The organism is Agromyces italicus DSM 16388, from assembly GCF_000421545.1.
Lineage (GTDB): Bacteria > Actinomycetota > Actinomycetes > Actinomycetales > Microbacteriaceae > Agromyces > Agromyces italicus.
This window is the reverse complement of record NZ_ATXF01000005.1, coordinates 505,896-530,585: the sequence shown is the minus strand read 5'-3', so window position 1 is coordinate 530,585 and position 24,690 is coordinate 505,896. Positions and strand designations below refer to the sequence as shown.

22 protein-coding genes are annotated in these 24,690 nt (G+C 69.7%); 15 read left to right on the top strand and 7 right to left on the bottom strand.

Annotated elements, in window-relative coordinates; translation table 11 throughout:
* Nucleotides 1-12: 12 nt before the first annotated feature.
* The 3 genes from H516_RS0106845 to H516_RS0106835 all read right to left on the bottom strand — a co-directional run bounded on the left by H516_RS0106845 (nt 13) and on the right by H516_RS0106835 (nt 3,220).
* Nucleotides 13-2,346 carry an arylsulfatase gene (locus tag H516_RS0106845; RefSeq protein WP_026378523.1) on the bottom strand — a complete coding sequence of 778 codons (2,334 nt, stop codon included), beginning with the start codon at nt 2,344-2,346 and terminating at the stop codon, nt 13-15.
* Between the two features lie 69 nt (nt 2,347-2,415).
* Nucleotides 2,416-2,730 carry an SHOCT domain-containing protein gene (locus H516_RS0106840; protein WP_245561740.1) on the bottom strand — a complete coding sequence of 105 codons (315 nt, stop codon included), beginning with the start codon at nt 2,728-2,730 and terminating at the stop codon, nt 2,416-2,418.
* 52 nt (nt 2,731-2,782) lie between these two features.
* Nucleotides 2,783-3,220, bottom strand: a complete 438-nt coding sequence (locus tag H516_RS0106835; protein ID WP_022888979.1) for a DUF6325 family protein — start codon at nt 3,218-3,220, stop codon at nt 2,783-2,785.
* 169 nt (nt 3,221-3,389) lie between these two features.
* Between H516_RS0106835 and H516_RS18845 the strand changes: the two genes are divergently transcribed.
* The gene (locus H516_RS18845; protein ID WP_051138712.1) at nt 3,390-4,505 is read left to right on the top strand and encodes a DUF998 domain-containing protein; all 1,116 of its coding nucleotides are present in this window, start codon (nt 3,390-3,392) and stop codon (nt 4,503-4,505) included.
* A 74-nt stretch (nt 4,506-4,579) separates the two neighbouring features.
* On the opposite strand, the gene H516_RS0106825 is transcribed toward H516_RS18845, so the two are convergent.
* A complete protein-coding gene (locus H516_RS0106825) occupies nt 4,580-4,978 on the bottom strand; it encodes an SHOCT domain-containing protein (RefSeq protein ID WP_022888977.1) in 399 nt (132 codons plus the stop codon).
* A 234-nt stretch (nt 4,979-5,212) separates the two neighbouring features.
* Here H516_RS0106825 and H516_RS0106820 point away from each other — a divergent pair, with 234 nt between their 5' ends.
* The 7 genes from H516_RS0106820 to H516_RS18825 all read left to right on the top strand — a co-directional run bounded on the left by H516_RS0106820 (nt 5,213) and on the right by H516_RS18825 (nt 13,454).
* A complete protein-coding gene (locus H516_RS0106820) occupies nt 5,213-6,031 on the top strand; it encodes a mechanosensitive ion channel family protein (protein WP_022888976.1) in 819 nt (272 codons plus the stop codon).
* A gap of 65 nt (nt 6,032-6,096) precedes the next feature.
* Nucleotides 6,097-7,362, top strand: coding sequence for an ion channel protein (locus H516_RS0106815; RefSeq protein ID WP_022888975.1), 1,266 nt, complete (start codon nt 6,097-6,099; stop codon nt 7,360-7,362).
* A 47-nt stretch (nt 7,363-7,409) separates the two neighbouring features.
* Nucleotides 7,410-8,699, top strand: coding sequence for a DUF1214 domain-containing protein (locus tag H516_RS18840; protein ID WP_022888974.1), 1,290 nt, complete (start codon nt 7,410-7,412; stop codon nt 8,697-8,699).
* 47 nt (nt 8,700-8,746) lie between these two features.
* Complete coding sequence (locus H516_RS18835; protein WP_022888973.1) at nt 8,747-10,450, top strand: SulP family inorganic anion transporter; 1,704 nt, start codon at nt 8,747-8,749, stop codon at nt 10,448-10,450.
* Nucleotides 10,451-10,453: 3 nt separating this feature from the next.
* Complete coding sequence (locus H516_RS0106800; RefSeq protein ID WP_022888972.1) at nt 10,454-11,125, top strand: GAP family protein; 672 nt, start codon at nt 10,454-10,456, stop codon at nt 11,123-11,125.
* Complete coding sequence (locus H516_RS18830) at nt 11,126-12,283, top strand: AI-2E family transporter (RefSeq protein WP_022888971.1); 1,158 nt, start codon at nt 11,126-11,128, stop codon at nt 12,281-12,283. It begins immediately after the preceding gene.
* On the top strand, nt 12,261-13,454 hold the full coding sequence (locus tag H516_RS18825) for an AI-2E family transporter (protein WP_022888970.1): 1,194 nt from the start codon (nt 12,261-12,263) through the stop codon (nt 13,452-13,454). The genes H516_RS18830 and H516_RS18825 overlap by 23 nt, the downstream gene beginning before the upstream one ends.
* 90 nt (nt 13,455-13,544) lie before the next feature.
* Here the strand turns inward: H516_RS18825 and H516_RS0106785 are convergent, their stop codons facing one another.
* Nucleotides 13,545-15,869, bottom strand: coding sequence for an arylsulfatase (locus H516_RS0106785; RefSeq protein ID WP_026378521.1), 2,325 nt, complete (start codon nt 15,867-15,869; stop codon nt 13,545-13,547).
* Nucleotides 15,870-16,075: 206 nt separating this feature from the next.
* On the opposite strand from H516_RS0106785, the gene H516_RS0106780 reads away from it, so the two are divergent.
* The 5 genes from H516_RS0106780 to H516_RS0106760 all read left to right on the top strand — a co-directional run bounded on the left by H516_RS0106780 (nt 16,076) and on the right by H516_RS0106760 (nt 19,946).
* Nucleotides 16,076-16,510: a DUF6325 family protein gene (locus H516_RS0106780; RefSeq protein WP_022888968.1), complete on the top strand. Its 435-nt coding sequence runs from the start codon at nt 16,076-16,078 to the stop codon at nt 16,508-16,510.
* Nucleotide 16,511: 1 nt separating this feature from the next.
* Nucleotides 16,512-16,865: an SHOCT domain-containing protein gene (locus H516_RS0106775; RefSeq protein ID WP_022888967.1), complete on the top strand. Its 354-nt coding sequence runs from the start codon at nt 16,512-16,514 to the stop codon at nt 16,863-16,865.
* 75 nt (nt 16,866-16,940) lie between these two features.
* On the top strand, nt 16,941-18,092 hold the full coding sequence (locus H516_RS0106770; protein ID WP_022888966.1) for a type III polyketide synthase: 1,152 nt from the start codon (nt 16,941-16,943) through the stop codon (nt 18,090-18,092).
* Nucleotides 18,089-18,826 (top strand): methyltransferase domain-containing protein, encoded by a 738-nt coding sequence (locus tag H516_RS0106765; protein ID WP_022888965.1) that lies wholly within the window; start codon nt 18,089-18,091, stop codon nt 18,824-18,826. The genes H516_RS0106770 and H516_RS0106765 overlap by 4 nt, the downstream gene beginning before the upstream one ends.
* Nucleotides 18,819-19,946 (top strand): FAD-dependent oxidoreductase, encoded by a 1,128-nt coding sequence (locus H516_RS0106760; protein ID WP_026378519.1) that lies wholly within the window; start codon nt 18,819-18,821, stop codon nt 19,944-19,946. The genes H516_RS0106765 and H516_RS0106760 overlap by 8 nt, the downstream gene beginning before the upstream one ends.
* Before the next feature lie 7 nt (nt 19,947-19,953).
* Here H516_RS0106760 and H516_RS0106755 read toward each other — a convergent pair whose 3' ends face one another.
* Entirely contained in the window at nt 19,954-20,394 is a 441-nt protein-coding gene (locus H516_RS0106755; protein ID WP_022888963.1) for a nitroreductase family deazaflavin-dependent oxidoreductase, read from the bottom strand.
* Nucleotides 20,395-20,439: 45 nt separating this feature from the next.
* Here H516_RS0106755 and H516_RS0106750 point away from each other — a divergent pair, with 45 nt between their 5' ends.
* Nucleotides 20,440-20,976, top strand: coding sequence for a hypothetical protein (locus H516_RS0106750; RefSeq protein WP_022888962.1), 537 nt, complete (start codon nt 20,440-20,442; stop codon nt 20,974-20,976).
* A gap of 37 nt (nt 20,977-21,013) precedes the next feature.
* On the opposite strand, the gene H516_RS0106745 is transcribed toward H516_RS0106750, so the two are convergent.
* Nucleotides 21,014-22,051, bottom strand: coding sequence for an LLM class flavin-dependent oxidoreductase (locus H516_RS0106745; RefSeq protein WP_022888961.1), 1,038 nt, complete (start codon nt 22,049-22,051; stop codon nt 21,014-21,016).
* A 216-nt stretch (nt 22,052-22,267) separates the two neighbouring features.
* Here H516_RS0106745 and H516_RS18820 point away from each other — a divergent pair, with 216 nt between their 5' ends.
* A complete protein-coding gene (locus H516_RS18820; RefSeq protein ID WP_022888960.1) occupies nt 22,268-24,493 on the top strand; it encodes an ATP-dependent Clp protease ATP-binding subunit in 2,226 nt (741 codons plus the stop codon).
* Nucleotides 24,494-24,690 lie beyond the last annotated feature (197 nt).

The following is a 24,690-nucleotide window of genomic DNA, read 5'->3' as shown; positions in this document are numbered from 1 at the left end:
CCTCAGCCCGCGCTACTGGGCGCGCTGCGCCGCACGCAGACGTCCGTCGGCGGCCGCTTCGGCGTGCACTGACGGGAGACCCGGGCCGCGCAGCTCGATCTCGACCAGGTCGATCGTTCCGGTGAATGGGAACGAATGCGGGTACCGCCCGACCGGTGAACCGGTGTCGACGCCGACATCGAGGGTCTCGCCGCTCATCGAGAAGATGAACGGCACCGTCTGCTCGACGCGGGCGTGGGCGACGTCGTCGCCGTCGATCCGCAGGTGAACGGCGCCGCCCTTGCCGAGACCGCCGCCGTCGTAGTCGAAGCCGACGCCGACGGTCAATCTTCCGTCCCGATCGCCGAGCGAGGCCGCGACCTCGGTGAGGACACGCCCGTAGAGGTTGTAGACGTAGACGAGATGACCGTCACGCAGGTAGAGCGACCAGCCTGCGTGCGCACCCCCCTGACAGATCACGACTCCCTCGGCGCCGCCGACGGGGACGTCGAGGTGCGCTGAGAGGTCGAACGAGGTGTTCTTCACGTTCACCGAGGCGAGCTCGGGCATGCGCACATTCGCCGGGTACAGCCTGAATCGGGTTCTGCCCTCGATGAAACTCGGGCGGTTCGTCGGCAGGGCACGCGAGGTCGTCTCATCGCTCAGCGGGTAGACCCCGTATCTGCGCGCCTCCTGGTCGAAGATCGCCCGCAGTTCGCGCAACTTCTCGGGACGCTCCGCGGCCAGGTCGTTCGACTGGCTGAAGTCGTTCGCGATGTCGTAGAGCTCCCACGTTTCGGCGCCGTCGCCGAAGGGCAGTGCCTGCGACCGGATCCACGGCACCCGGCCGTGGAAGCAGGAGGCGATCCAGCCGTCGTGGTAGAGCGCACGATTGCCGAGGATCTCGAAGTACTGCGTCCGACGGGTGCTCGGGGCATCCGCCGCGTCGAACGAGTACCGCATGCTCACGCCCTCGACAGGTTTCTGCACCACGCCGCCGACCAGTTCGGGCGCCTCGACGCCAGCGGCGTCGAGGATGGTCGGGGCGATGTCGATGATGTGGTGGAACTGCGAGCGCATGCCGCGGCCTCCGCACATGCCCGCTGGCCAGGAGACGGCGAGGCCGTTGCGCGTGCCGCCGAAGTGCGAGGCGACCTGCTTCGTCCACTGGAAGGGAGCATCGAGCGCCCACGCCCACCCGGCGTTGAAGTGGTTCTCGGCGCGAGGCGTGCCGAAGTCGTCGATGTGGGCGAGCAGCCATTCGGGATCTTCGGGGGAGCCGTTCTGGAACGCCGGTGCGCTCCACACCCCGTGCACTCCACCCTCGGCGGAGGCGCCGTTGTCGCCGGTGATGTAGATGAAGAGCGTGTTCTGCCACTCGCCGAGCTCGTCGATCGCGTCGATGAGTCGACCGACCTGTGCGTCGGTGTGCGCAAGGAAGCCGGCGTAGACCTCCATCAACCGGCTGGCGACGGGCTTGTAGCGGTCGTCATACTCGCTCCAGGCGGGCAGCTGTTCAGGCCGGGGAGTGAGCGTCGTGCCGTCCGGCAGCAATCCGAGGTCTCGCTGACGGTCGAAGATCTCTTCACGGAGCGCGTCCCAGCCGGCGTCGAAGCGACCGCGGAACGGGTCGCTCCACTCGGGGGCGACATGGTGCGGGGCGTGCGTGGCGCCCGGTGAGAAGTACACGAAGAACGGTCGCTCGGGCGCGGAGGTCTTCTGGAGGCGCATCCAGTCGATCGCCTGATCGGCGAGGTCCTCGGTGAGGTGGTAGTCGGCGCGGCCCAGGTGCGGTTCGACCGGTTGCGTCTGGTCGTAGAGCGCCGGCTCCCACTGCGACGCCTCCCCGCCCAGGAACCCATAGAAGCGATCGAATCCGAGGCCGGTGGGCCAGCGATCGAATGGTCCGGCGGGGCTCGTCTCCCACATGGGGGTGATGTGCGCCTTGCCGAACATCGCCGTGCCGAAGCCGTTCTGGCGAAGCACCTCGGCGATCGTCGCAGTCGACTTCGGAATGATGCCGTCGTAGCCCGGAAAGCCGTAGGCGATCTCGGAGATGGCGCCCATGTGGGCGCTGTGATGGTTGCGCCCCGTCAGGAGCGCGGCACGCGACGGGGAGCACAGCGCGGTGGTGTGGAATCGGTTGTAGTGAACGCCGTCGGCCACAACCCTGTCGAGTGCCGGGGTCGGAACGGGGCCGCCGAACGCCCCGGGCGCACCGAAGCCGACGTCGTCGAGCATGACGACGACGACGTTCGGGGCACCCTGCGGCGGAAGCGTGAGGCTCGGACGCTCAGCTCGGGCGTCGGTCTGCGTCTCGGCGATTCGGCCGCCGAACGCGGACTCGGCGGGCGGAAGTGTGCGCATCTCGAACTCCTGAACGAGCGGCGGCGGCACGAAGCTCCGCCGAGCGCCTCCTGGTCGGTGAACCGGACTTCAGATGCCGAGCGCCTTGGCCTTCGCTGCCGCGTACTCTTCGTCGTTGAGCAGGCCCGCCGCGTTCGCCTGGGCGAGCTTCGTCAGCTGTTCCATGAGCGCGTCGGTACCGGACGGTGCGGGTGCTGCTGCAGGGGCGGCCGGAGCTGCAGCCGCCTGCTGCGCCTGCAACGACGCGATCTGAGCCTGCATCTCGGCCTGCTGCTGCGACTCCTGCTGCTGCGCCTGCTGCGCCTGCGCATTGGCCATCTGCTTGTTGCGCATGCTGCCCGAAACGGCCGTGGCCGTGCCGGCGATCACCGCGGTGCGGGCCATGGTGCCCATCAGACCCGGTCGTCCCATACGTCGACGCATTGCGTGGCTCCCCTTATTCGGCTTCTGCCGCGGCGACCGCCGCGAGCACTTCTTCGACGACGACGCCCGGCACGCGGATGCTGTCGATCTGCTGGCCGCCGGCGGCGACGATGGCGTCGCGCAGGGGCTTGACCCAGGTGTGCTCGAATACGAGGATCGCGGCCGAGCTGTTCGGCTCCAGCGTCTCGGTCAGCTCGGCGACATCCTCGTCGGAGATGAGACCGTCGGTGCGGTCGATGACGTCGACGATCGCCGCAACCTCGCTCGACGCGCCGAGCTCTTCGAACTCGAAGAAGGCGACCGCGCCGTCTGCGTCCTTGCGAACGAACAGGCCATCGATGATCGTGATCGTCTCGTCATCGACGACCTTCGCGAGCTCGGGCAGGATCTGACCTGAGAAGTTGTTCTCGGGAAACGCCAGTACGAGAATTTCAACAGGCCCCAGCGTCATGATCTCTCCCCGTGCGTTCGAACCGGGAGGAATCCGCGGTCACCGTGATCAGGATATGCGGGGGGACGGCGGACGGCAACCGGCGCGGGACACCGAACGGAGCGGCCGATGCGGCAGGATTGGCTCGAGCTGCCGCAGGGAATCGTGCCTGCGCCAGAGGGGAGTCGTCGTGAGTGAAGCATCGTCGTGGCGTCGGGTGATCTCACGCCCGACCGCGTCGGCGGAGTCGGTCGAGAGCTTCGCGCTCGTCATCGGCACCATCGGGTTCGTCCTCGGAGTCGTGGTCGCCACTCCATTGTTCTGGGGGCGCGACCTCGCGATCTCGGGCCGGGGTTCGCTCGGAGAGTTCTCCGCGATCGCCGGTGCGCTCGCCGCGGCTGCGGCGTTCGTCGTCGCGCGTGTGCTCGTCCGCCGCGACCTCTCCCGCGGAGCCGACCCGTTCGAGGTGCCGGGTGCCCGACTCCACTGGTTCGACATCGTCGCGCTGGGGGTCGCCCACGCGATCATCACCCTGCTCGTCTGGCTCGGTCTCGCGAATATCCTCGAACGCAGCTTCATCGGCGCGCTCGTCTTCACCGTGCCCGCGATCGCGCTCGCCGGGGTCGCGCTCGCACTGAGTGCGTACGTGGGGTTCCTGAGCGGGGCGAACCTCACGCCGAGCCTGCTCTCGCTGGTGCTCGCGGTGTTCCTCGTCTTCGGCGTCATCGCCGCGATGCTGAGTTCGAGCGACCCGCTCTGGTGGCAGATGAACCTGTCGGCGCTCGGCATGACCGACGACGTCTCCGCCCTCGCGTTCAATCTCACGCTGATCATCGCGGGCGTCATCGTGACGACCATCGCACGCTACGGCACCGCCTCGCTCCCGGTGGAGACCGAGATCGACCGCAAGCGTCGCAACGCCGTGCGCACCCTCCTGATCCTGATCGGCATCTTCCTGGCCTGCGTCGGGGTCTTCCACGTCGATGATTTCTTCTGGGTGCACAACTCGGTCGCCACCGGCATGGCGGTCGCGTTCGCGATCCTCGTGTTCCGGCTCGCGAAGCTCGTGCCGCCGATGCCGAAGACGTTCGTGATCCTCGGTTTCGTCTACGTCGCGGTGGTCGCCGTCCTCGCCGTGTTCTACGCGATCGGCTACTACAACCTCACCGCGGTCGAGCTGGTCGCGGCGGTGCTCATCTTCAGCTGGATCATCGTGTTCCTTCGCAGCGTCGGCGCGATCCGGCAGCGGCCTGCCGAGGAGCGCGCGGCGAGCGAAGCGGCGCTCGCCGCCCCATCGGTCGAGTAACCGCCCACCAGAGCACGCAGAAGGGGCCGGATGCCACTGGCATCCGGCCCCTTCGACTGCTCAGACGGCGAGGGCTACGCCTTCGCGAGCGCCTTCGCCTTCAGGGCGTCGTACTCGGCCTGGCTGATCGTGCCGGCATCGAGCAGCGCCTTCGCCTTGGCGATCTCGTCGGCGGGGCTCGCCGACGAGCCTGCGGCCTGACGGATGTACGAGTCCGTCGCGTCCTGGGCCGCCTTGGCGTCGCGAGCCGAACGCTCGGCCATGCCGTTGCCGCGGGCGATCAGGTAGATCAGCGCGGTGAGGAACGGCACGAAGATCAGGAAGATGATCCACACCGCCTTCCACCAGCCGTTCAGCTTCTGGTCGCGGAACAGGTCGCCGATGATCGCGAACAGCGCGAACAGGTAGGCGATGAACGCGAACGCGAAGAGGAACCACCAGATCAGGTCCCAGAAATTCTCCCAGATGCTCATAGAGAGCCTTTCTTCGATACGAGGGAGGCGCCGCAGGTGTGCGGAACCGGGACGCCCGTGCTCAGCTGATCGGCGGACTCCCTGCGGACCCCGCCCTCCCCTGACCGAAGACGGTCCTGTAGACGACAATAGCGCGAACTCGCGCGCAATCACGGCGATTTCGCGGGCGTCACCGGCTCATCGAGCGGTAACCTCGCCACTGGAGGACCGGAGGCCTCGGGACCGGGAGGACGTATGACCGATCTACTGGGCACACTCGACATCAGTGGTTGGGATCTGCTCATCGCGGCGATCGCCGTCGGCGCGGCCTTCGTGCTCGCCCACTTCGCGAAACGCGGTATGCGCTCGCTGCTCGCCCGGATCCCGAGCCTGTCGCCCGGCGTCGTGCTGCTCGTCGAACGGGTCACCTGGTATGCGATCGTGCTCCTCGGCGTCGGCATCGCATTCGGATTCCTCGGTGCCGCGATCCAACCGCTCCTCGCGATGGCGATCATCGTCGGCGTCGTGCTCGCGCTCGTGCTGCGGGGCATCGCCGACAACTTCGCGGCGGGCGTGGTATTGCAGTCGCGGCATCCCCTCGCCGTGGGCGACGAGATCGCGGTCGGCGACTTCGTCGGCGTCGTGCTCGAGCTCAACGGGCGGGCGGTCATCATCCGCACGGTCGACGGACGCACCGTGCACGTGCCGAACGCACAGGTACTCGCCGACCCGCTCGTCAACAACTCGACCCACGGTTCGCGTCGCAGCGAGATCGAGGTGCGCTTGGGGGGTGCGGATGCCTCGGGGGAGGCGGACCTCCGCGAGGCGGTTGTCATGGCGGCTTCCGAGGCGCAGGGCGTGCACCGGAAGGAGGGCGTGCACCTCCGACCGATCACGATCGGGGCGGATCGCCGAGTGTACCGGGTGCGGTACTGGCACCACCCGCTGCACGGCGTCCCGGTCACCGATGCCGTGGTCGACGCCGTGGCCGCCCTGTTGAAAGCGCGAGATCTCGATGGAGTCGTCACGAGCGACATCCCGCCCGCCCCGCTCACCCCGCCCCTCGGGTTCTGAGCGCCGGTTCCGCGCCCGGGGCACCCGCTACGGCATGATGGCCTGAGGTCGACGAGAGGGGCGGCGTGTCCGAAACGCAGGAGACACCGAAGGTCGGGCAGCTGATCGTCCTCGCAGCCCCCGCGGTCGTCGTCGGCATCGGCTCGGCGTTCATGCTGTGGCTGCTCGACCTGGCCAGCGAAGGGCTGCACGAGGTGATCTGGGCGGCGGTGCCCGACGCCGTCGGCATCGAGGCGGACAGCCCGCTCTGGATCTTCGCTGTGCTCACCTTGACCGGTGCCGCGGTGGGCGCGGCCGTCTGGCTGCTGCCCGGTCACGGCGGCCCCGACTCCGCGCTCGGCGAGCTCGATGCCCCGCCGCCGAAGCTCATAGCACTGCCCTCGATGGCCCTGGTCGTCGTGCTCGGTCTCGCGGGCGGAGTCAGCCTCGGGCCCGAGAACCCGATCATCGGCATCAACAGCGCCCTCGCGATCGCACTGCTCGCGAGGGTCACCTCGCGGGTGCCTGCCCGCTTGGCCGCGACGCTCGCGATGGCGGCGACGATCGGCGCACTGTTCGGCACCCCCGTCGCGGCGGCGCTCGTGCTCACCGGCGCCGTGGCCGCGATCAAGGGCGGGGGTTCGCTGTGGGACAAGCTGTTCCTGCCGCTCGCGGCCGCCGGCGCCGGGGCGATCACGATGAAGATGCTCGGCGGCCAGTCGCTCGCCTTCACACTCGAACCGATCGGCGCGCTCGAACCGATCGATCTCCTGACCGGCAGCCTCGTCGCGGTCGCCGCCGCGCTCGTCGGCATCCTCGGCGCCTGGCTTCTGCCGATCGCGCACCGCGGGTTCCACGCTCTTCGCAACCCGCTGATCTACACGACGCTCGGCGGGGCGCTGCTCGGTGTGCTCGGCATCATCGGCGGCCCGATCACCTTGTTCAAGGGGCTGGAGGAGACGGGCGAGCTGCTCCGCGACGTCGGCGCCTACACGGCCGGCGAACTCGCGCTCTTCGCCGGCGTGAAGCTCGTCGCCCTGCTGATCTCGGCCGCCGCAGGGTTCCGTGGCGGGCGCGTGTTCCCCGTGGTCTTCATCGGCGCGGCGCTCGGGCTGCTCGCGATCGCGATCTTCCCCGGCATCCCCGTCGCTCTGGCGGTCGCGTGCGCCGTGCTCGGGATCACGCTCGTCGCGACCCGCGACGGCTGGATCGCGATCTTCCTCGGCACGGCGATCGTCGGCGACATCGCGGTGCTGCCGCTGCTCTGCGTGATCGTGCTGCCGGTCTGGCTCGTCGTCACGAAGGCGCCCGAGTTCGTTGCGAGGGCCGAGGGTGTCGAGCGAATAGGGTGAGACTGCCTGAACATGGTATTCGCATCTCACGTATTGGGGGAGTCTGAATGGGAGCGCTGTCATCGTCGCCGACAGGGGAACAGGTCGCCGAAGCGGGGGTCTACCTGCTCGGTCGCTATCTCGTGATGCGGCAGGAGGGCATCGACCTCGCCGAAGCCGGGATCGACGTCAACGTGCTGAAGCACAATCCGGCCGTCGTCGTCGGTTCCTCGGCGGAGACCGCCCCGACCTTCGTGAACCCGAATCTCGATGTCGTCTACTCCGAGGCGTGGATCGCGGTCGACGAGCAGACCCCGGCCATCCTCGAGGTGCCCGTCGTGCCTGCGGGTCGGTATTCCACGGCGCAGATCGTCGACGAGTGGGCGGAGATCGTCCACAACATCAACGAGCGGAACTTCCCCGATCACCCGAACGGGCGATTCGCGATCTGCCTCGCCGGCAGCTCGCCCGAGATCCCCGACGGCTGCCTCCGCATCGACATCCCGTCGTCGAAGGCGAAGATCCTCACGCGGGTGCAGATCGGCGATGACGTCGATGCAGCGGTGGAACTCCAGCACGGATTCACCCTGGCTTCCACCGGCACGCCGACGGTTGTGCCTCCGGCCGCGCTCCCCGAGTTCGACAACGCGCATCTGCCCGGTGCGTGGATGTTCGCCGACCCGTACCTGACCGCCGCGCTCGCCCCGGCCGACTCCTGCGGTCGGGCCGATGAACTTCACGCGCTCGTCCACGCCATCGCCGCCTATGTCGGCGACGAATCGAGCCGGGTCGCCGAGCTCGACGAGCTGATCCGTTCCGCGGCGATCCCCGCGTTCATGGACTTCGTCGTGCACTTCGGCAACGTCACGAACGGGTGGTCGTCGACCGCCGCTTACCCGAAGTTCGGGGACGACTACTGGTTCCGCGCCACGGCGAACTTCGGCGGCATCTGGTGGAACTCGTCGAAGGAGGCCGTCTACGAACTCCTCCACGTCGACGCCAACGGCACACCGACGACCGGCGACACCGTGTATCGCATGACCTTCTCCGCCGACGCCCTGCCGAGCACGGTCGTGGATGCGTTCTGGTCGCTGACCGTCTACGGCAAGCCCGACTACCTGCTCGTTCCCAATGCCGCGGGTCGTTTCACCGTCGGGTCCGGTCAGCCGCTCGAGCTCGATGCCGATGGCTCGCTCACGCTGACGTTCGCCGCAGAGCTGCCCGGCGGCACGCCCGAGCGCAACTGGCTGCCCACCCCGGCCGGAAAGCCGTTCACCGCCGACCTGCGCCTCTACCTGCCCCGCGACGCGGTGCGATCGGGCGACTGGACCCCGCCGCCGCTCGTGCCGATCGGCTGACACGCACGAGAGACGCCTCACCGGGCGCAGACGAGAGGGAATGACGCATGCAGAAGCCGCTGGCAGGGCTCACCGGGAAGAACCTCGTCCGTGAACTGACGGCGGGCGTGACGCTCATCGCGATCGCGATCCCGCTGAACATCGGCTACGCGCAGATCGCCGGGTTGCCCGCGACGGCGGGGCTGTATGCGCTCATCGTCCCGACCGTGTTCTATGCGCTCACGGTCTCGAGCCGGCAGCTCGTCGCCTCACCCGACGCCGCCGCTGCGGCCCTCGTCGCGAGTTCGCTCGGCGGGCTCGCCGCCGCCGGGAGCGCCGACTACGGTACGCTCGCGCTCGCACAGGCGATCCTCTGCGGAATCATGTTCATCCTGCTCGCGGTGTTCAAGCTCGGCTTTCTCGCGAACTTCCTCTCGAAGCCGATCCTGGTCGGCTTCGTGGGCGGGCTCGCGCTCGACATCCTCGTGAGCCAGATCGCGAAGATGCTCGGGGTGAAGATCGACTCGGGCGGCGAGTTCGTCGACAAGGTGGGCGGGCTCGTCACGGGGCTCGGCACGACGAACCTCGCCTCGCTCGCGATCTCCGTCGGTTCCGTCGCGGTACTGCTCCTCGGCAAACGATTCCTCGGAGCGGTGCCATGGGCACTCGTGGTGCTCGTCGTGACCACCGTGGTGGTGTTGTGGCTGCAACTCGACCAGGCCGGTGTCTCGGTGCTCGGCGAGGTGCCGGCCGGTCCGCCGGCGATCACCTGGCCGATCATCGACTGGACGATGTGGCTCGCGCTGATTCCTTCGGCGATGGCGCTCACGCTCGTCACGACCGCCGAAGGACTGCTCGTCTCGCGCTCGTACGGCGAGAAGCGGGGCTACCGCACCAGCCCCAACCGCGACCTCTTCGCCTTCGGCCTCGGCAACCTCGCCGCGGGCGCCTCCGGCAGCTTCGCGGTCGGCTCATCGACGTCGCGCACCGCGGCGATGGATCAGGCGGGCTCGCGCACCCAGTTGCCCTCGCTCGTGCTCGCCGTCGGCACCCTGCTGCTGCTCCTGTTCGGCACGGCGCTGCTCGCCGACATCCCCTCGCCCGCGATCGGCGCGATCGTCGGCGTCGCGATCCTGCCGCTGCTCGGCATCAAGGAGTTCGCCGGCCTCTGGCGTGCGGACCGGTTCGAGTTCGTCGTCGGGGCGACGTGCTTCCTCGTCACGCTGTTCATCGGCTCGATCCCCGGCATCCTCGTGGCGTTCGTGCTCGCGCTCCTCAACCTCGCCAAGCGCGCGGCGAACCCCGCGATCGACGTGCTCGAATCCGACGGCGAGCCGAGCGACTCGTTGCTCGACGAGGCGCCGAGCGGGGCGGTCACCGCACCCGGGGTCGTCGTGGTGCGGCTCGCGGCGCCGCTGTTCTTCGCCAACGGCTCGGTATTCGGCGATGCCGTCAAACGTGCCGTTCGCACCGCGAACGAGGCCGGACACGGGCCGGTGCGCCACGTCGTGATCGACATGGAGGCGGTGACCGACGTCGACGTGACCGGCGCCGAGAGCTTCGAGGCGCTGCTCGTCTGGCTCGAGCGCGAGCAGGTCGGGCTCTCGTTCAGCCGGGTGCGACCCGGTGCCAGGCACCGGCTCGACAAGCTCGGCCTGCTCGGCGACCGCCGCACATTCGAGACCAACCGCGCGGCGATCGCCGCGCTCGGCGCGCCGGTCGGCGCCGGGGCAGCGGACGAGGGCGGCAGCGCCGCCGAGAAAGGCCAGTGAGTCATGGGCAGCGTCATCGGAGACATCCTTCCGCTCGCACTGGGCATCGCCATCAGTCCGATCCCGATCATCGCGGCGATCCTCATGCTGCTGTCGCCGAAGGCGAAGGGCACGAGCGTCGGGTTCCTGCTGGGCTGGCTCCTCGGCATCGTCGTCGCGGTGGTGGTGTTCACGCTGCTCGGCTCGGTCATCCCCGAGAGCGACCCCAACGCATCCAAGCCGATCGCGGGCACGATCAAGATCGTGCTCGGCGCGCTCTTGCTGCTGCTCGCGCTGAAGCAATGGCGTTCCCGCCCGAAGCCGGGCGAGGAGGCGGCACTGCCCAAGTGGATGGCTGCGATCGATCAGATGAATGCGGGCAAGGCGCTGGGGCTGGCGTTCCTGCTCGCCGCGGTGAACCCCAAGAACCTACTGCTGGCCGCCGCCGCCGGCGTCGCGGTCGGCACGGCCGGCCTGGGCGGCGGCGAGATCACCGTCGCGCTCATCGTCTTCGTCGTGATCGCCGCGTGCTCGGTCGCGGTACCGGTGATCGCCTACCTGGTCGCCTCGAAGCAGATGGCCGGACCGCTGGAGTCGCTGCGCGGCTGGCTCGTGCACAACAACGCGACCGTCATGGCCGTGCTGCTGCTCGTGATCGGCGTGGCCGTGGTCGGCAAGGGCATCGGGAGCTTCTAGGTGGGCGAAACGGGCGGCCCGGGCGCGGGCACGACGACCGAGACGGATGCCTCGGGCCGGGACTTCGGCCACGGCACCCGGGTGCTCGTGGCCGTCGCGGCGGCCGTCGTCGTGTTCACCGGCGTCTGGTTCGCCCGCGACCTCGTCGCTCCGGCGGCGTTCGCGGCGGTCATCGTGATCATTGCGAATCCCGTGCGGCGGCCGCTCGAACGAGCCGGATGGCCGGTGTGGCTCGCCTCGACGGCGGTCATCGTGATCAGCTATCTGATCCTCGCGCTCCTCGCCGTCATGCTCGTCTACGCGGTCGGCAGATTCGTGGCGATCCTGCCCGACGTCGCCGACGACCTGAACGAGACGGCCGACGGGCTGCTCGCGTGGCTGCAGGGTCTCGGGTTCACCGCGCCGACGGCCGAGACCGCGACCGGCTGGCTCGATCCGGCCTGGCTGGCATCGGCCGCGGCGGGGGTCGCCGACTGGGTGCTCGGTCTCGCGACCGCGTTCTTCTTCGTGCTCGCCTACGTCATCTTCATGACGGTCGACGGGGCACGCTTCCGTGCGGCCGCGGCCGGGGCATCCGCCCGGCTCTTCGGCGATGCCGTGCGCGACGGCATCGCCGGTCGCTACTTCTCGGGGGTGCGCCGCTACTACGTCGTCAACGCGACGTTCGGCGCGATCGTCGCCGTGCTCGACGGCCTGCTGCTCTGGGCGGTCGGCGTGCCGATCCCGATCGTGTGGGCGATCCTCGCGTTCGTCACGAACTTCATCCCGAACATCGGCTTCGTGATCGGACTCATCCCGCCGGCGATTCTCGCGCTCGTCGTCGGCGGCTGGCCGCTCATGCTCGCCGTCATCGCGATCTACTGCGTCATCAACGTCGTGCTTCAGGTGCTCGTGCAGCCGAAGTTCGTGAGCGACGCGGTCGGGCTGAGTCTCACGCTCACCTTCTTCTCGGTGGCGTTCTGGGCGTTCGTGATCGGGCCGATCGGGGCCATCCTGTCGGTGCCGCTGTCGCTGCTCGTGCGTGCCGTATTGCTCGAGCCCGATCGCGGGGCGGTCGCGCTTCGGCGACTCACCGGCGAGAGCGAATCGAACTTGCGAGCGACCGATCCGGCCGTCCGAGACGAGGAGGAACCGCATGTGGTGGACCAGGAAGCATGAGCCCGAGGCGCCGCCCTCCGTCGCCGTGAATACCGAGCCCGCGGTGCCGCACCGCACCGCGTTCATCATGCTCGGGCTGGGCGGCGCGACCGTCGCCGCCTTCGGCGTCGCCGCCATCGGCTCGGTGTTCTCCTCGGTGTTCCTCGCCCTCGTGCTGGTGATCTGCGTGCACCCGATCCGGCGCACCCTCGAACGGCGCGGTGTGCCGCGCGGGCTCGCCACCGTCTCGGTGCTGCTCGCGGTCGTCGTGCTGCTCGGCGGGTTCGTGTTCCTGCTGCTGATCGCGTTCGGGCAGTTCGCAGCGCTCCTGCCCGACTACGCGCCCGAGTTCGAGGCCTGGGCGGCCTCCGCCGCCACCTGGCTGGCCGGACTCGGACTCGGCCCCGACGAGATCAACGCGCTGCTCGGCGACTTCGACCCCACGAAGATCGTCGGCGCGGTCGGCGGGGTCGTCGGTGCGCTGCTCGGCGGGGCGGCAGGGTTCATCTCAGGCGCGGTCATCCTGCTCACGATGCTCATCCTGATGGCGGCCGACTCGTCGTACGTGCCGACGGTCGTCGCCGGCATCCGCGTGAAGCGCCCCGCACTTGCCGACGCGCTCGTGCGCTTCGCCGACGGCGTGCGCCGGTACATGATCGCCACGACGGGGCTCGGCGTCGCGCAGGGCCTCATCAACTGGATCGCGCTCGCGATCATGGGCATCCCCGGTGCCGCGCTCTGGGGCATGCTGTCGTTCCTCTGCAGCTTCATCCCGAACGTGGGCTACTTCATCGCCCTCGTGCCGCCGCTCGTGTTCGGGGCTCTCGTCGGCGGGTGGCCGCTCGTCGTCGCCGTGATCGTTGTGTACGGCCTGATCAACTCGGTCATCCAGTCGGTCATCCAGCCCAAGATCGTCGGTGACGCCGTGTCGCTCAGCCAGACGTTGACGTTCATCTCGGTGCTGGTCTGGGCCGTGATCCTCGGGCCGATGGGGGCGATCCTCGCGATCCCGTTGACGCTGCTCGTGCGCATGCTGCTCGTCGACTCGAACCCGGCGATCGCGTGGGTGCGGCCGGCACTCGGCGAGATCGACGAGGCGAGGCAGCAGATGGCCGAGGAGGATGCCACGGCCAAGGCCGCGCGGCGCGAGCGCAAGGCCGCGAAGCGGTCGGCGGAACTGCCCGAAGGCTGAGCGAGGCGGCCTCGTCGCCGCTGAACGACGGATGCCTCGGCGGGGAGTGAACCCCGCCGAGGCATCGGTGCTCGTGCTGCGCTGCTCGCGCTACTCCCGCGCGAGGGCGGCGAGCGCCTCGAGCTCGAGGTCGAGGTACTGCTCCTCGCTGACGTCGATGCCGACGCCGAGGAGTTTGCCGCCGGAGAACGGGAACGGGTTCGTGTACTGGCCGCTCACCGCGTCGGCGCTGTCGTACCCGACGCAGAGGCCGTCGCCGCAGAGCGTGAACTTGCCGACCTGCGCCCGCATCGGCCCCTCGGCGACGACCTGGTCGTCGACGTAGAGCTTGCAGGTGCCGATCGACTCGCCGTGCTCGCCGGCGCGCTCGCGGATGAACTCCATGCCGAGCGCGTGCTTGCCCGGCGTGAGTGCCTCGGACGTGAACGTCTGCTCGGGCGGGATGCCGAGGAAGTTGTACACGTAGTTGAGCCTGCCGTCCTTGATGAACAGCGAGTGGCCGCCGAAGCGCGAACCGTGGGCGAAGAGCACGCCCTGGCTGCCCTCCTCCAGCACGACGTCGGCGATGATCTTGTACGAGCGACCGCGCACGTTGACGGCGACGCTCTCGGCGACGGCGCCGGTGTCGGGGTAGTAGACGTAGCGCGTGCGCGGCGGCTCCGACTGTGGGCGCTCGATCGTGAGCTGGTCGCGCGCCGAACGGTCGTCGAGCGGCAGCACGTGGTTCTTCTCTGCCTCCTCGAACCAGGCGTCGATGAGTTCCTGCAGCTTCTCGGGGTACTCGGCCGCGAGGTCCTTCGACTCGGAGCGGTCGACCTCGACGTGGTAGAGCTCCCAGCGGTCCTCGTCGAAGCGGCCGTGCCCGGTGAGCGGTGCGTGGATGGCGGCGGCCTTCCAGCCGTCCTTCCAGATGCCGCGGGTGCCGAGCATCGCGTAGTACTGCACCTGCTTCTCGGTGGGGCCGTCGGGCGCCGCATCGAAGCTGTACTTCATCGAGATGCCGTCGAGCGGGCGCTGCTTCACGCCGCGGAACACCTCCGGGAACTCGAGGCCGATGACGTCGAGGATGGTCGCGACGACGTCGGTCGAGTGGTGGTACTGGTTGCGGATCTCGCCCTTGGCCTTGATGCCCGCCGGCCAGTGGATGATCATCGGGTCGCACGTGCCGCCCGAGAACTGCGAGTAGCGCTTGAACATCTGGAACGGGGTCGAGAACGCCGCCGCCCACCCGGTCGGGTAGTGGTTGTACGTCTCGGGGCCCCCGAGCACGTCGATCTTCGCGAGGTTCTCGGCGAGGTCGTCGGGGAATCCGTTGAAGAACTTGTTCTCGTTGACCGAGCCGTCGGGCGAGCCCTCGCCCGAGGCGCCGTTGTCGGCGCAGTAGAAGATGAGCGTGTTGTCGAGTTGACCCGAAGCCTCGAGGTAGTCGACGACCCGTCCGATCTGCGCGTCGGTGTACTCGCTGAAGCCCGCGAACACCTCGGCCATCCGGCTGAAGAGCCGCTTCTCGTCGTCGGAGAGCGAATCCCACGGCTTGACGAAGTCGGCGGCGTTCGCCTGGTCGTCGGGCATCGGGTTGAACGGCGTGAGTTCGGTGCCCTCGGGCATCACGCCCCGCTCGACCATGCGCTCGAGCACCCAGGTGCGGTAGGCGTCGTAGCCGTCGTCGAACTTGCCCTTGTACTTCGCGATGTACTCCTCGGGCGCGTGGTGCGGGGCATGGTTCGCACCCGGGCAGAACCACGTGTACCAGGGCTTCGACGGATTCGACGCCTTCTGGTCGCGGATCATGCGGATCGTCTGATCGGCGAGGTCCTTCGAGAGGTGGTACCCCTCCTCGGGCGTGTACGGCGGCTCGATGAAGCGGTTGTCCTCGGTGAGGTCGGGGTACCAGTTGTTCGTCTCACCGCCGAGGAATCCGTAGAAGCGGTCGAAGCCCATCGCGAGCGGCCACTGGTCCTTGCTGCCGCCGGCCGACACGTCTTCTTCGGGCACGTTGTGGTTCTTGCCGACCCAGAAGGTCGAGTAGCCGTTCGCCTGCAGCACCTGCCCGATCGTGGCGCACTCGGCGGGAATGTGACCCGACAGGCCCGGGAAGCCGTTCGTGCCCTCCATGATGTTGCCCATGCCGTTGGCGTGGTGGTTGCGCCCGGTGAGGAACGTCGACCGGGTCGGCGAGCAGAGGGCGGTCGTGTGCCATTGAGTGTACGTCAGGCCGTTCTGCGCCAGACGGTCGAGGGTCGGCATGTTGATCCGGCCGCCGTAGGGCGACCACGAGGCCATGCCGGTGTCGTCGTACAGGATCACGAGGATGTTCGGCGAACCCTCGGGAGCCTTCGGTGTCTCGTACGGCGCCCAATCGGCGACCGAATCGCGGACGTCGAGCTTGATCGTCCCTTTGAATTCTGCGGACATGCGGAAGTTCCCCTCTTCACAGTCGGGCGATTCGCCCACAGCTTCGACGCTATCGGCTCGATCCGGCAGGAGGAAGCACCTGCCGCGGTGTTCGCCGTGAGTTCTCGGGGAGCAGGGGCGTGCGGCTGGCGGGCCGGGCGGCAGCGAGGATAGTCTGCCTCTGTCGGTGGCGCTCGCCGCCGCATTCTTCGAACCCAAGGGGAATCATGGCGGAGTTCGAGTACGGCCCGGTGGAGCTGTACCTGGTGGGATTCGAGGGCGATCGGCTGGACGCCGGCACGGTCGCGGCCCTCGAGGAACTGGTCGACGGCGGGGAGATCCGCCTGCTCGACCTCGTGATCGTGTCGCGTGAGCCCGACGGCTCGGTGCGCATCATCGAGATCGAAGACGAGGGCGAGTCGTACGGGTTCGGCGTGCTCGAGCTCGAGCAGTCGGGTCTCGTCGGCGCCGAAGACGTCGACGACTTCGCCGAACTCATCCCCCCGGGGACCTCGGCCGCACTCGCGGCGTTCGAGCTCGTCTGGGCCAAGAAGCTCGCATCGCGTTTCGCCGAAGGCGGCGGCGTGGTGCTGTCGACCGAGCGCATCCCCGCGCCGGTCGTGAACGCGGTGCTCGCCGACGCGAGCGGTGAGGAGAACTGACATGCCCATTCGTCGCATCGGTCGCCCCGGGCTGATCGGGCTCGCCGCACGCACCGCGGTCGTCGCCGGCACCGCTTCCGCCGTGAGCGGCGGCATGGCTCGCCGTCAGCAGGGCAAGGCCGAGGCCCAGTACGAGCAGCAGCAGTACGAGGCGCAGCAGCAGCAGGCGCAGATCGACGCCGCCGCCCAGCAGGCCGCGGCGCAGCAGTTCGCCGCGCAGCAGGCGCCCGCGCCGGCGGCCCCGGCCGGCGGCACCGACGTCGTCGCCGAGTTGCAGAAGCTGGCGGCCCTGCAGCAGCAGGGCATCCTCTCGCCCGAGGAGTTCGCCGCCGCGAAGGCGAAGCTGCTCGCCTGATCATCGCCTGAGAAGCTCGGCACGGATGCCGCGGGCCACTGTCGCCCGCGGCATCCGTCTGCCTAGACTGCACGCATGGCCGTCACCCTGCAGGGGCTCGCCACCGCGGTTCCGCCGACGGTGCTCGTCCAGCACGAGGTGCGCGACGTGTTCGCGGCGCAGCCGGGCCTCAGCAGGCTGGGTCAGCGCATCATCCAGACGAGCTTCGACGTCTCGGCCATCGAGACGCGTCACACCACGCTCCGCGAACTGAGCTGGACCAGAGAGCCCGATGCCCCGCCGCCCGTCTTCTTCGACCAGACGAGCGGTGAGCTGCTGCTGCCTGGCACGAAGGCGCGCAACGAGCTCTACGCCGAGCAGGCGACCTCGCTCTACGTCGAGGCCGGACGGGCCGCCATCGACGCATGCGCCGACCTCGAGGCATCCGAGATCACGCATGTCATCACCGTGAGCTGCACCGGCTTCTACGCGCCCGGCCCCGACTTCATGATCGCCCGCGACCTCGGCCTCGACCCGGGGGTGCAGCGCTACCACCTCGGATTCATGGGCTGCTACGCGGCGATGCCGGCCCTGCGCCTGGCGAAGCAGCTCTGCGAAGCCGATTCCGCCGCGGTCGTGCTCGTCGTGAGCGTCGAGCTCTGCACCCTGCATCTGCGCACCTCGAACGACCCCGACACGATCGTCGCCTCCTCGCTCTTCGCCGACGGCGCGGGCGCGGGCATCGTGACGGCACGCGCGCCCGCCGCCGGTGAACGGGCCCTCGTCCTCGACCGCTTCGAGAGCCGCACGACGCCCGTCGGCGAAGGCGACATGGCGTGGAAGATCGGCGACCACGGCTTCGAGATGGTGCTCTCGAACGCCGTGCCCGCGCTCATCGACGAGTACATCACCGGGGCGATGGAGCCGTTGTTCGCCGCCGAACCACCTCTCGCCGAGGCGCTCGCCGGGGGCACGGCGGGCGAGGCCGTGGCGCACTGGGCGATCCACCCGGGCGGCCGGAGCATCCTCGACAAGGTCGAAGCGCGGCTCGCCCTCGGTGAGCCGCAGCTCGCGCCCTCGCGCGCGGTGCTGCGCGACTACGGCAACATGTCGAGCGCGACGGTGCTGTTCGTGCTCCGCGAGATCCTGCACTCGGAGGTCGCCGCCGACGGCGACCGGGTCGCGGCCATGGCCTTCGGCCCGGGGCTCACCGTCGAGTCGGCCCTCATGACCGCGCAGCTGGGGTGAGGGTGATCCGACGGCGCGGTCGCGACGACACGGTGCGCGAGCGCATGGACTCGCCCGACGCCGACTCGGCCATGCTCGCGAAGACGTACGCGCAGTTCGGGCTCGTGAACGCCGTGGTCGCGGGGGAGCGTGCGGTGTACCGCGACTGGGTGCGCCCGCGGCTCTCGCCGGTCTGGGGCACGCGGCTGCTCGACGTCGGCACGGGCGGCGCCGGGCTGCCGCGCCGGCTCCTGCGCTGGGCGCACGCCGAGGGCCTGCGGCTCGAGGTCACCGCGATCGACCCCGATGCGCGAGCGATCGGCTGGGCGCGGGCGCAGCCGCCGACGCCGGGGCTCACCCTGCTGCAGACGACGAGCGCCGTGCTCGCCGACGCGGGCGAGCACTTCGACCTCGTGCTCTCGAACCACGTGCTGCATCATCTCGACGGGCAGGCGTTCGGGGCGCTCCTCGCCGACAGCGAGCGGCTCGCCGAGTTCGGCGGAACCGTGGTGCACGGCGACATCGAGCGCAGCCGGCTCGCCTCCGTGGGGTTCGCGCTCGGCACGCTGCCGTTCGCGTCGAACCTCCTGCGCGGCTCGTACATCAGGGCCGACGGCCTCACCTCGATCCGCCGCAGCCACACGGCGGGCGAGCTCGCGGGCGTGCTGCCGCCCGGGTGGCGCGTGCGCCGGGCGTTCCCGTCGCGGCTCGAGGTCGTCTGGCAGGGGGATGCCGCGGGGCGCCCGCGTGCCTGACGTCGGGGTGCAGGTCGTGGTGATCGGCGGCGGGCCGGTCGGGTTGCTGGCCGCCGTGCTGCTCGCCGGCCGAGGGGTCGACGTCGGGGTGCTCGAGCGTCGACGCGAGCGGTCGACGCGGCCGAAGGCGATCGGGGTGCACGCGCCGGGGGTGCGGGCTCTCTCCGAGGCCGGGGCGCTCGCGGAGCTCGAAGCGGCAGGCACCCGCATCGCGGGCGGCGAGGTGAGCGTCGCGGGGCGCCGGCTCGGGCGACTGCGATTCGCCGAGGCGTCAGCCGTGCTCTCGGTGCCGCAGCATCTCGTCGAGGCGGCGCTCGAGCGACGGCTGGCCGAGCTCGCGCCGTCGGCGCTGCGGCGAGGCGCCGAGGTCGTCGACGTGACGCAGACGGAGCGCGGCGTTCGAGTGTTCCTCTCGGAGGGGGAGGAGGTCTCGGCGCGGTACGCGATCGTCGCCGACGGGGTGCGAAGCGGGCTGCGCGCGCGCCTCGGCGTCTCGTGGCGGCGGCGGCGCGGCTCGGCTCGGTATGCGATGGTCGACCTCGCGGGCCCGGGCGACGAGTTCGCACGGCTCCATTTCGAGGCGGGCGGGGTCGTCGAATCGCTGCCGCTCCCCGGCGGTCGGCGCTGGGTGACGCACCTCGCGGATCGCGACCCCGGCGTGCCCCTCGGAGCCGCCGAGTTCGCGGCGATCGTCGCCGGACGAATCGGCGTGCGGCTCGAGGGGGTGCCCGCGCCGAGTGCATTCCTCGCGAGCCAGCACGTCGCCGGGCGCTTCGTCGTCGGGCGGGTCGTGCTCGCAGGCGACGCGGCGCATGAGGTCAGCCCCATCGGCGGGCAGGGCATGAGTCTCGGGTTCCTCGACGCGCTGGCGCTCGCCGATCTGCTGCCGACCGCGCTCGCGGCGCCCGGCGGCCGAGCGGCGACCGCTGCGTTCGCGCGCTACGAACGCACCCGTCGTCGAGCAGCTGTGCGGGCCTGCCGACGGGCGGGCTTCAACATGGCGATGGGCGGTCCGGCACGCGGCATCCGCCTCGCCCTTCGCAACACCGCCGTGCGCCTGCTCGCGGTGCGACCCGCGCGGGCCGTGCTCGCCCGGGTGTTCACGATGCGTGGGCTCTGACCCGGGGTCAAAGCACGACGCGGGTGAGCACGAAGACCGGGATCTGCCGTTCGGTCTTCGTCTGGTAGCTCGCGTAGTCGGGCCAGGTCTCGTTGGCGCGCGCCCACCAGAGCTCGCGCTCGTCGCCGGTCGCCTCGCGGGCGACGTAATCGTGCTTCTCCGCGCCGTCCTGGAGCTCGACCGCGGGGTGCGCCTTGAGGTTCCAGTACCACTTCGGCTGCTCGGCCGAGCCGCCCTTCGAGGCGACGACCGCGTACTCGCCGTCGTGCTCGACCCGCATGAGCGCGGTCTTGCGGAGCTTGCCGCTCTTCGCGCCGCGGGTCGTGAGCACGATGATCGGGCGGCCGCGCAGCGTGTTCGACTTCTCGCCGTCGGATGCCTCGAACGCCTCGGCCTGCGTGCGTGCCCAAGCGGCGGTGCTCGGGGCGTATTCGCCTTCCAGTGGCATGTGACTCCTCTCGTCGCACGGTCAGCACCAGCCTAAGCTGGCGCCATGAGCGATGACGCTTCGGAGGCGGGGCTCCCGCGGGACGCCCCGGGGGAATTCGATCCGCACGTGCTCGGCCCGGGCCTGCTGCCGACGCCGTTCACGGCCGAGGAGATCCGCGCTGCGGCGGGCGCGGGCAAGACGATCAGGCTTCTCGTCGAGCTGCCGGGCGGCGAACGCTTCGAGCGAGTGAACCGCTTCACCGAGCTCGACGACGATGGCGCCACACTGTCGCAATGGCGCCTCGACGGCGACGGCGCCGTCGACGGGCCGGTGACGAGCGAGCGCGTGACGTGGCTCGAGCTGCAGGAGCACGCCGCGTTCCCGGCCGAGCACACGACGCGCGGCTCCGAGGCGCTCGAACTGCCGATCGGTCGCGTCGAGTGCCTGCGCTACGAGGTCGAGCACGGGCCCGATCACTCGAACGTCTCGCGGTTCTGGTTCGCCCTCGACCACCCCGGCATGCCCGTGCGCTACGAGATCCCGATGCCGTCGGGGGTCGTGCGCACGACGGTGGTCGCGGTCGACGTGGAGCCGGCCTGAGCGCTGCCGGCGGGTCTCGATACGGTCGCTTCGTTCCCTACTCGACCGGCGGGGCGGTCGTCGGCCGCCAGCCGAGGCTCGGCGCGACGTGCTCGGCGAACGCGGCGACGAGCCGCAGGTTGAACTCGACGCCGAGCTGGCTCGGGATGGTCAGCATGAGCGTGTCGGCCTCGCGGATCGCGGCATCGCGCAGCAGCTGCTCGACGAGCTTGTCGGGCGTGCCCGCGTACGTCTTGCCGAACGTCGAACGCAGGCCGTCGATCATGCCGACCCCGTCGCCGTCCTGCCGGCCGCCGAAGTAGAGCTCGTCCTCGGCGGTCGTGATCGGGAAGATCGAGCGGCTCACCGAGGTGCGCGGTTCGCCGGGATGCCCCGCCTCGCGCCAGGCGTCGCGGAACGCCCGGACCTGCTCGGCCTGCAACTCGTCGAACGGCAGCCCCCGGTCTTCGGTGAGCAGCGTCGACGACATGAGATTGACGCCCGCGCGCCCGGCCCATTCGGCCGAATCGCGGTTTCCGGCGCCCCACCAGATGCGTGAGCGCAGGCCCGGCGAATACGGCTCGATGCGCTGCATGCCGCGGCCGCCGAACGGCGACGAGGAATCCAGCTCGGCCATGCCCTTGCCCTCGATCGCCTCGAGGAACCGCGCGAAGTGCTCGCGCGCGAGGTCGGCGCCGCGCGGATCGGTCGACCCGGTGTAGCCGAAGGCCTCGTAGCCGCGCACGACCGACTCGGGTGATCCCCGGCTCACGCCGAGGGCGAGCCGTCCGCCAGAGATGAGATCGACCGCCGCGGCGTCCTCGGCGAGGTGCAGCGGGTTCTCGTAGCGCATGTCGACGACGCCGGTGCCCATCTCGATGCGCTCGGTGCGGGCGGCGATCGCCGAAAGCAGCGGCATCGGCGAGGCCTGCTGGCGCGCGAAGTGGTGCACGCGGAAGTAGACGCCGTTGACGCCGAGCTCGTCCATGCCCTGGGCGAGCTCGATCGCCTGGAGCATCGAGTCGGCCGCCGAGAGCTCGCGCCCGCCGCCGAGGGGGCCGTAGTGTCCGAATGAGAGCGTTCCGAAGCGTTCCACGTGAAACCGGAACGCCGTGCAGGGCACGTCTATTCCTACGCATGGATGCCGCGGTGTACGCGGGTTTCGAGACGGTCGCTTCGTTCCCTCCTCAACCCGCTCGGGGTAGCGTGAACGCGGGGGAGATTCCGGCAGGAAGTCGGAATATCGACCCCCTTCGTAAAGTTGAGTTGAGTAGACTCAAGTTTTGAACGAAGGGAGCAGTGAGTGGCAAACATGCAGGGCGCGCCGAGCTCGCAGGAGGAGCAGAAGTCGGCGCTCGAACAGTTCGGCGTCAACCTGACCGACCTCGCGAAGGCCGGCAAGCTCGACCCGGTGATCGGCCGCGACGCCGAGATCCGGCGCGTGAGCCAGGTGCTGACCCGTCGCACGAAGAACAACCCGGTGCTCATCGGCGAACCCGGCGTCGGCAAGACCGCCGTCGTCGAGGGCCTCGCGCAGCGCATCGTCGCGGGCGACGTCGCCGAGTCGCTGAAGCACAAGCAACTCGTCTCGCTCGACATCTCCGCGCTCGTCGCGGGGGCGATGTACCGCGGCCAGTTCGAAGAGCGGCTGAAGGCCGTGCTGAAGGAGATCAACGAGGCCGAGGGCGGCATCATCACCTTCGTCGACGAGCTGCACCTGCTCATGGGTGCCGGCGGCGGTGAAGGGTCGGTCGCGGCATCCAACATGCTGAAGCCGATGCTCGCCCGCGGTGAGCTGCACCTCATCGGTGCCACCACCCTCGACGAGTACCGCGAATACATCGAGAAGGACGCCGCGCTCGAGCGACGCTTCCAGCAGGTGTACGTCGGCGAGCCGAGCGTCGAAGACACGGTCGCCATCCTCCGCGGGCTCAAGGGTCGCTACGAGGCCCACCACGGCGTCACGATCTCCGACGCTGCGCTCGTCGCCGCGGCATCCCTGTCGAACCGGTACATCACCGCCCGGCAGCTGCCCGACAAGGCGATCGACCTCATCGACGAGGCCATGTCGCGCCTCAAGATGGAGATCGACTCGTCGCCCGTCGAGATCGACCAGCTCAAGCGCCAGGTCGACCGCATGAAGCTCGAGGAGCTCGCCCTCAAGAAGGAGAAGGACGACGCCTCGAAGGAGCGGCTCGCGAAGCTGCGCGAGACACTCCTCGAGCAGGAGCGCGAGCTCGCCGTGCTCGAGGAGCGCTGGTCGCGCGAGCGGATGTCGTTGAACCGCGTCGGCGAGCTGAAGAAGCGGCTCGACGAGGCCGCGACCGAACGCGACCGCGCCATGCGCGAGGCCGACTACGCGAAGGCGTCCAAGCTCGAGTACGAGACCATCGCGCAACTGCAACGCGACCTCGTCGCCGCCGAGCAGGCCGATGCTTCGACAGGCTCAGCAACCGGTGAAGGGCGCATGGTCAACGAGCAGGTCACCGACGAGGACATCGCCGCCGTGATCGCCGCGTGGACGGGGATCCCCGTCGGGCGGCTCATGCAGGGCGAGACCGAGAAGCTGCTGCACCTCGAGCAGGAGCTCGGCAAGCGCCTCATCGGCCAGAAGCGGGCCGTCACGGCCGTCGCCGACGCGGTGCGCCGCTCGCGGGCGGGCATCAACGACCCGAACCGACCGACCGGCTCGTTCCTGTTCCTCGGGCCGACCGGCGTCGGCAAGACCGAACTCGCGAAGGCGCTCGCCGAGTTCCTCTTCGACGACGAGCGCGCCATGGTGCGCATCGACATGTCGGAGTACGGCGAGAAGCACTCGGTCTCGCGGCTGGTCGGCGCCCCTCCGGGCTACGTCGGCTACGACCAGGGCGGCCAGCTCACCGAGGCCGTGCGCCGGCGTCCGTACTCGGTGATCCTCTTCGACGAGGTCGAGAAGGCGCACCCCGAGGTGTTCGACGTGCTGCTCCAGGTGCTCGACGACGGCCGGCTCACCGACGGGCAGGGGCGAACCGTCGACTTCCGCAACACGATCCTGATCCTCACCTCGAACCTCGGCTCGCACTACCTCATCGACCCCTCGCTCAGCTGGAGCGAGAAGGAGCAGGCCGTCATGCAGACGGTCAGGCAGTCGTTCAAGCCCGAGTTCGTGAACCGCCTCGACGACCTCGTTGTCTTCTCGGCGCTCAGCGAAGAGGACCTCGCCGAGATCGTGAACCTCTACATCGATCGGCTGGGCGGCCGGCTCCACGAGCGCCGGCTCGAACTCGGGGTCACGCCCGACGCACGGGCCTGGCTCGCCGAGCGCGGCTACGACCCGCTGTACGGGGCGCGGCCGTTGCGCAGGCTGATGCAGCGCGAGATCGACGACCGGCTCGCCCGGGCTCTCCTCGACGGCAGCGTGCGCGACGGCGACACGGTCGTGGTCGGGCTCTCGGGCGACGGGGAGTCGCTCACGGTGGCCCGCGGCGAGGCGGCCGGCGAGGCCGCCTCCGCGGGATTCGACGACGAGATCGTCGACGCCGAGCTGCTCGACGACTGAGGCGGGCTCCGGGGCATCCGATCGCAGTGCGGCGGATGCCCCGTCGTCGTCGTGGGGGGATCGGTTGCCCCCAGTCCGGGGGAGTCGGGCGCCAAGCGTCCCCCGATCCACGCGGTCGGATGTCCCCCGCGAGTAACGTGACGGCCGGCTCGACCGAGGGCCGTGCCGCGGGGCGACCGGGGGGATCGTCCCGTGGA

Bases quoted from the DNA above. Each gene is read 5' to 3' on its own strand.
- H516_RS0106840 (WP_245561740.1), bottom strand. From the start codon at position 2,730: ATGGCCCGCACCGCGGTGATCGCCGGCACGGCCACGGCCGTTTCGGGC.
- H516_RS18840 (WP_022888974.1), top strand. From the start codon at position 7,410: ATGGGAGCGCTGTCATCGTCGCCGACAGGGGAACAGGTCGCCGAAGCG.
- H516_RS18825 (WP_022888970.1), top strand. From the start codon at position 12,261: ATGTGGTGGACCAGGAAGCATGAGCCCGAGGCGCCGCCCTCCGTCGCC.
- H516_RS0106750 (WP_022888962.1), top strand. From the start codon at position 20,440: ATGAGCGATGACGCTTCGGAGGCGGGGCTCCCGCGGGACGCCCCGGGG.
- H516_RS18835 (WP_022888973.1), top strand. From the start codon at position 8,747: ATGCAGAAGCCGCTGGCAGGGCTCACCGGGAAGAACCTCGTCCGTGAA.
- H516_RS0106755 (WP_022888963.1), bottom strand. From the start codon at position 20,394: ATGCCACTGGAAGGCGAATACGCCCCGAGCACCGCCGCTTGGGCACGC.
- H516_RS18820 (WP_022888960.1), top strand. From the start codon at position 22,268: ATGCAGGGCGCGCCGAGCTCGCAGGAGGAGCAGAAGTCGGCGCTCGAA.
- H516_RS0106835 (WP_022888979.1), bottom strand. From the start codon at position 3,220: ATGACGCTGGGGCCTGTTGAAATTCTCGTACTGGCGTTTCCCGAGAAC.
- H516_RS0106825 (WP_022888977.1), bottom strand. From the start codon at position 4,978: ATGAGCATCTGGGAGAATTTCTGGGACCTGATCTGGTGGTTCCTCTTC.
- H516_RS0106820 (WP_022888976.1), top strand. From the start codon at position 5,213: ATGACCGATCTACTGGGCACACTCGACATCAGTGGTTGGGATCTGCTC.
- H516_RS0106780 (WP_022888968.1), top strand. From the start codon at position 16,076: ATGGCGGAGTTCGAGTACGGCCCGGTGGAGCTGTACCTGGTGGGATTC.
- H516_RS0106845 (WP_026378523.1), bottom strand. From the start codon at position 2,346: ATGCGCACACTTCCGCCCGCCGAGTCCGCGTTCGGCGGCCGAATCGCC.
- H516_RS0106800 (WP_022888972.1), top strand. From the start codon at position 10,454: ATGGGCAGCGTCATCGGAGACATCCTTCCGCTCGCACTGGGCATCGCC.
- H516_RS0106785 (WP_026378521.1), bottom strand. From the start codon at position 15,869: ATGTCCGCAGAATTCAAAGGGACGATCAAGCTCGACGTCCGCGATTCG.
- H516_RS0106770 (WP_022888966.1), top strand. From the start codon at position 16,941: ATGGCCGTCACCCTGCAGGGGCTCGCCACCGCGGTTCCGCCGACGGTG.
- H516_RS0106775 (WP_022888967.1), top strand. From the start codon at position 16,512: ATGCCCATTCGTCGCATCGGTCGCCCCGGGCTGATCGGGCTCGCCGCA.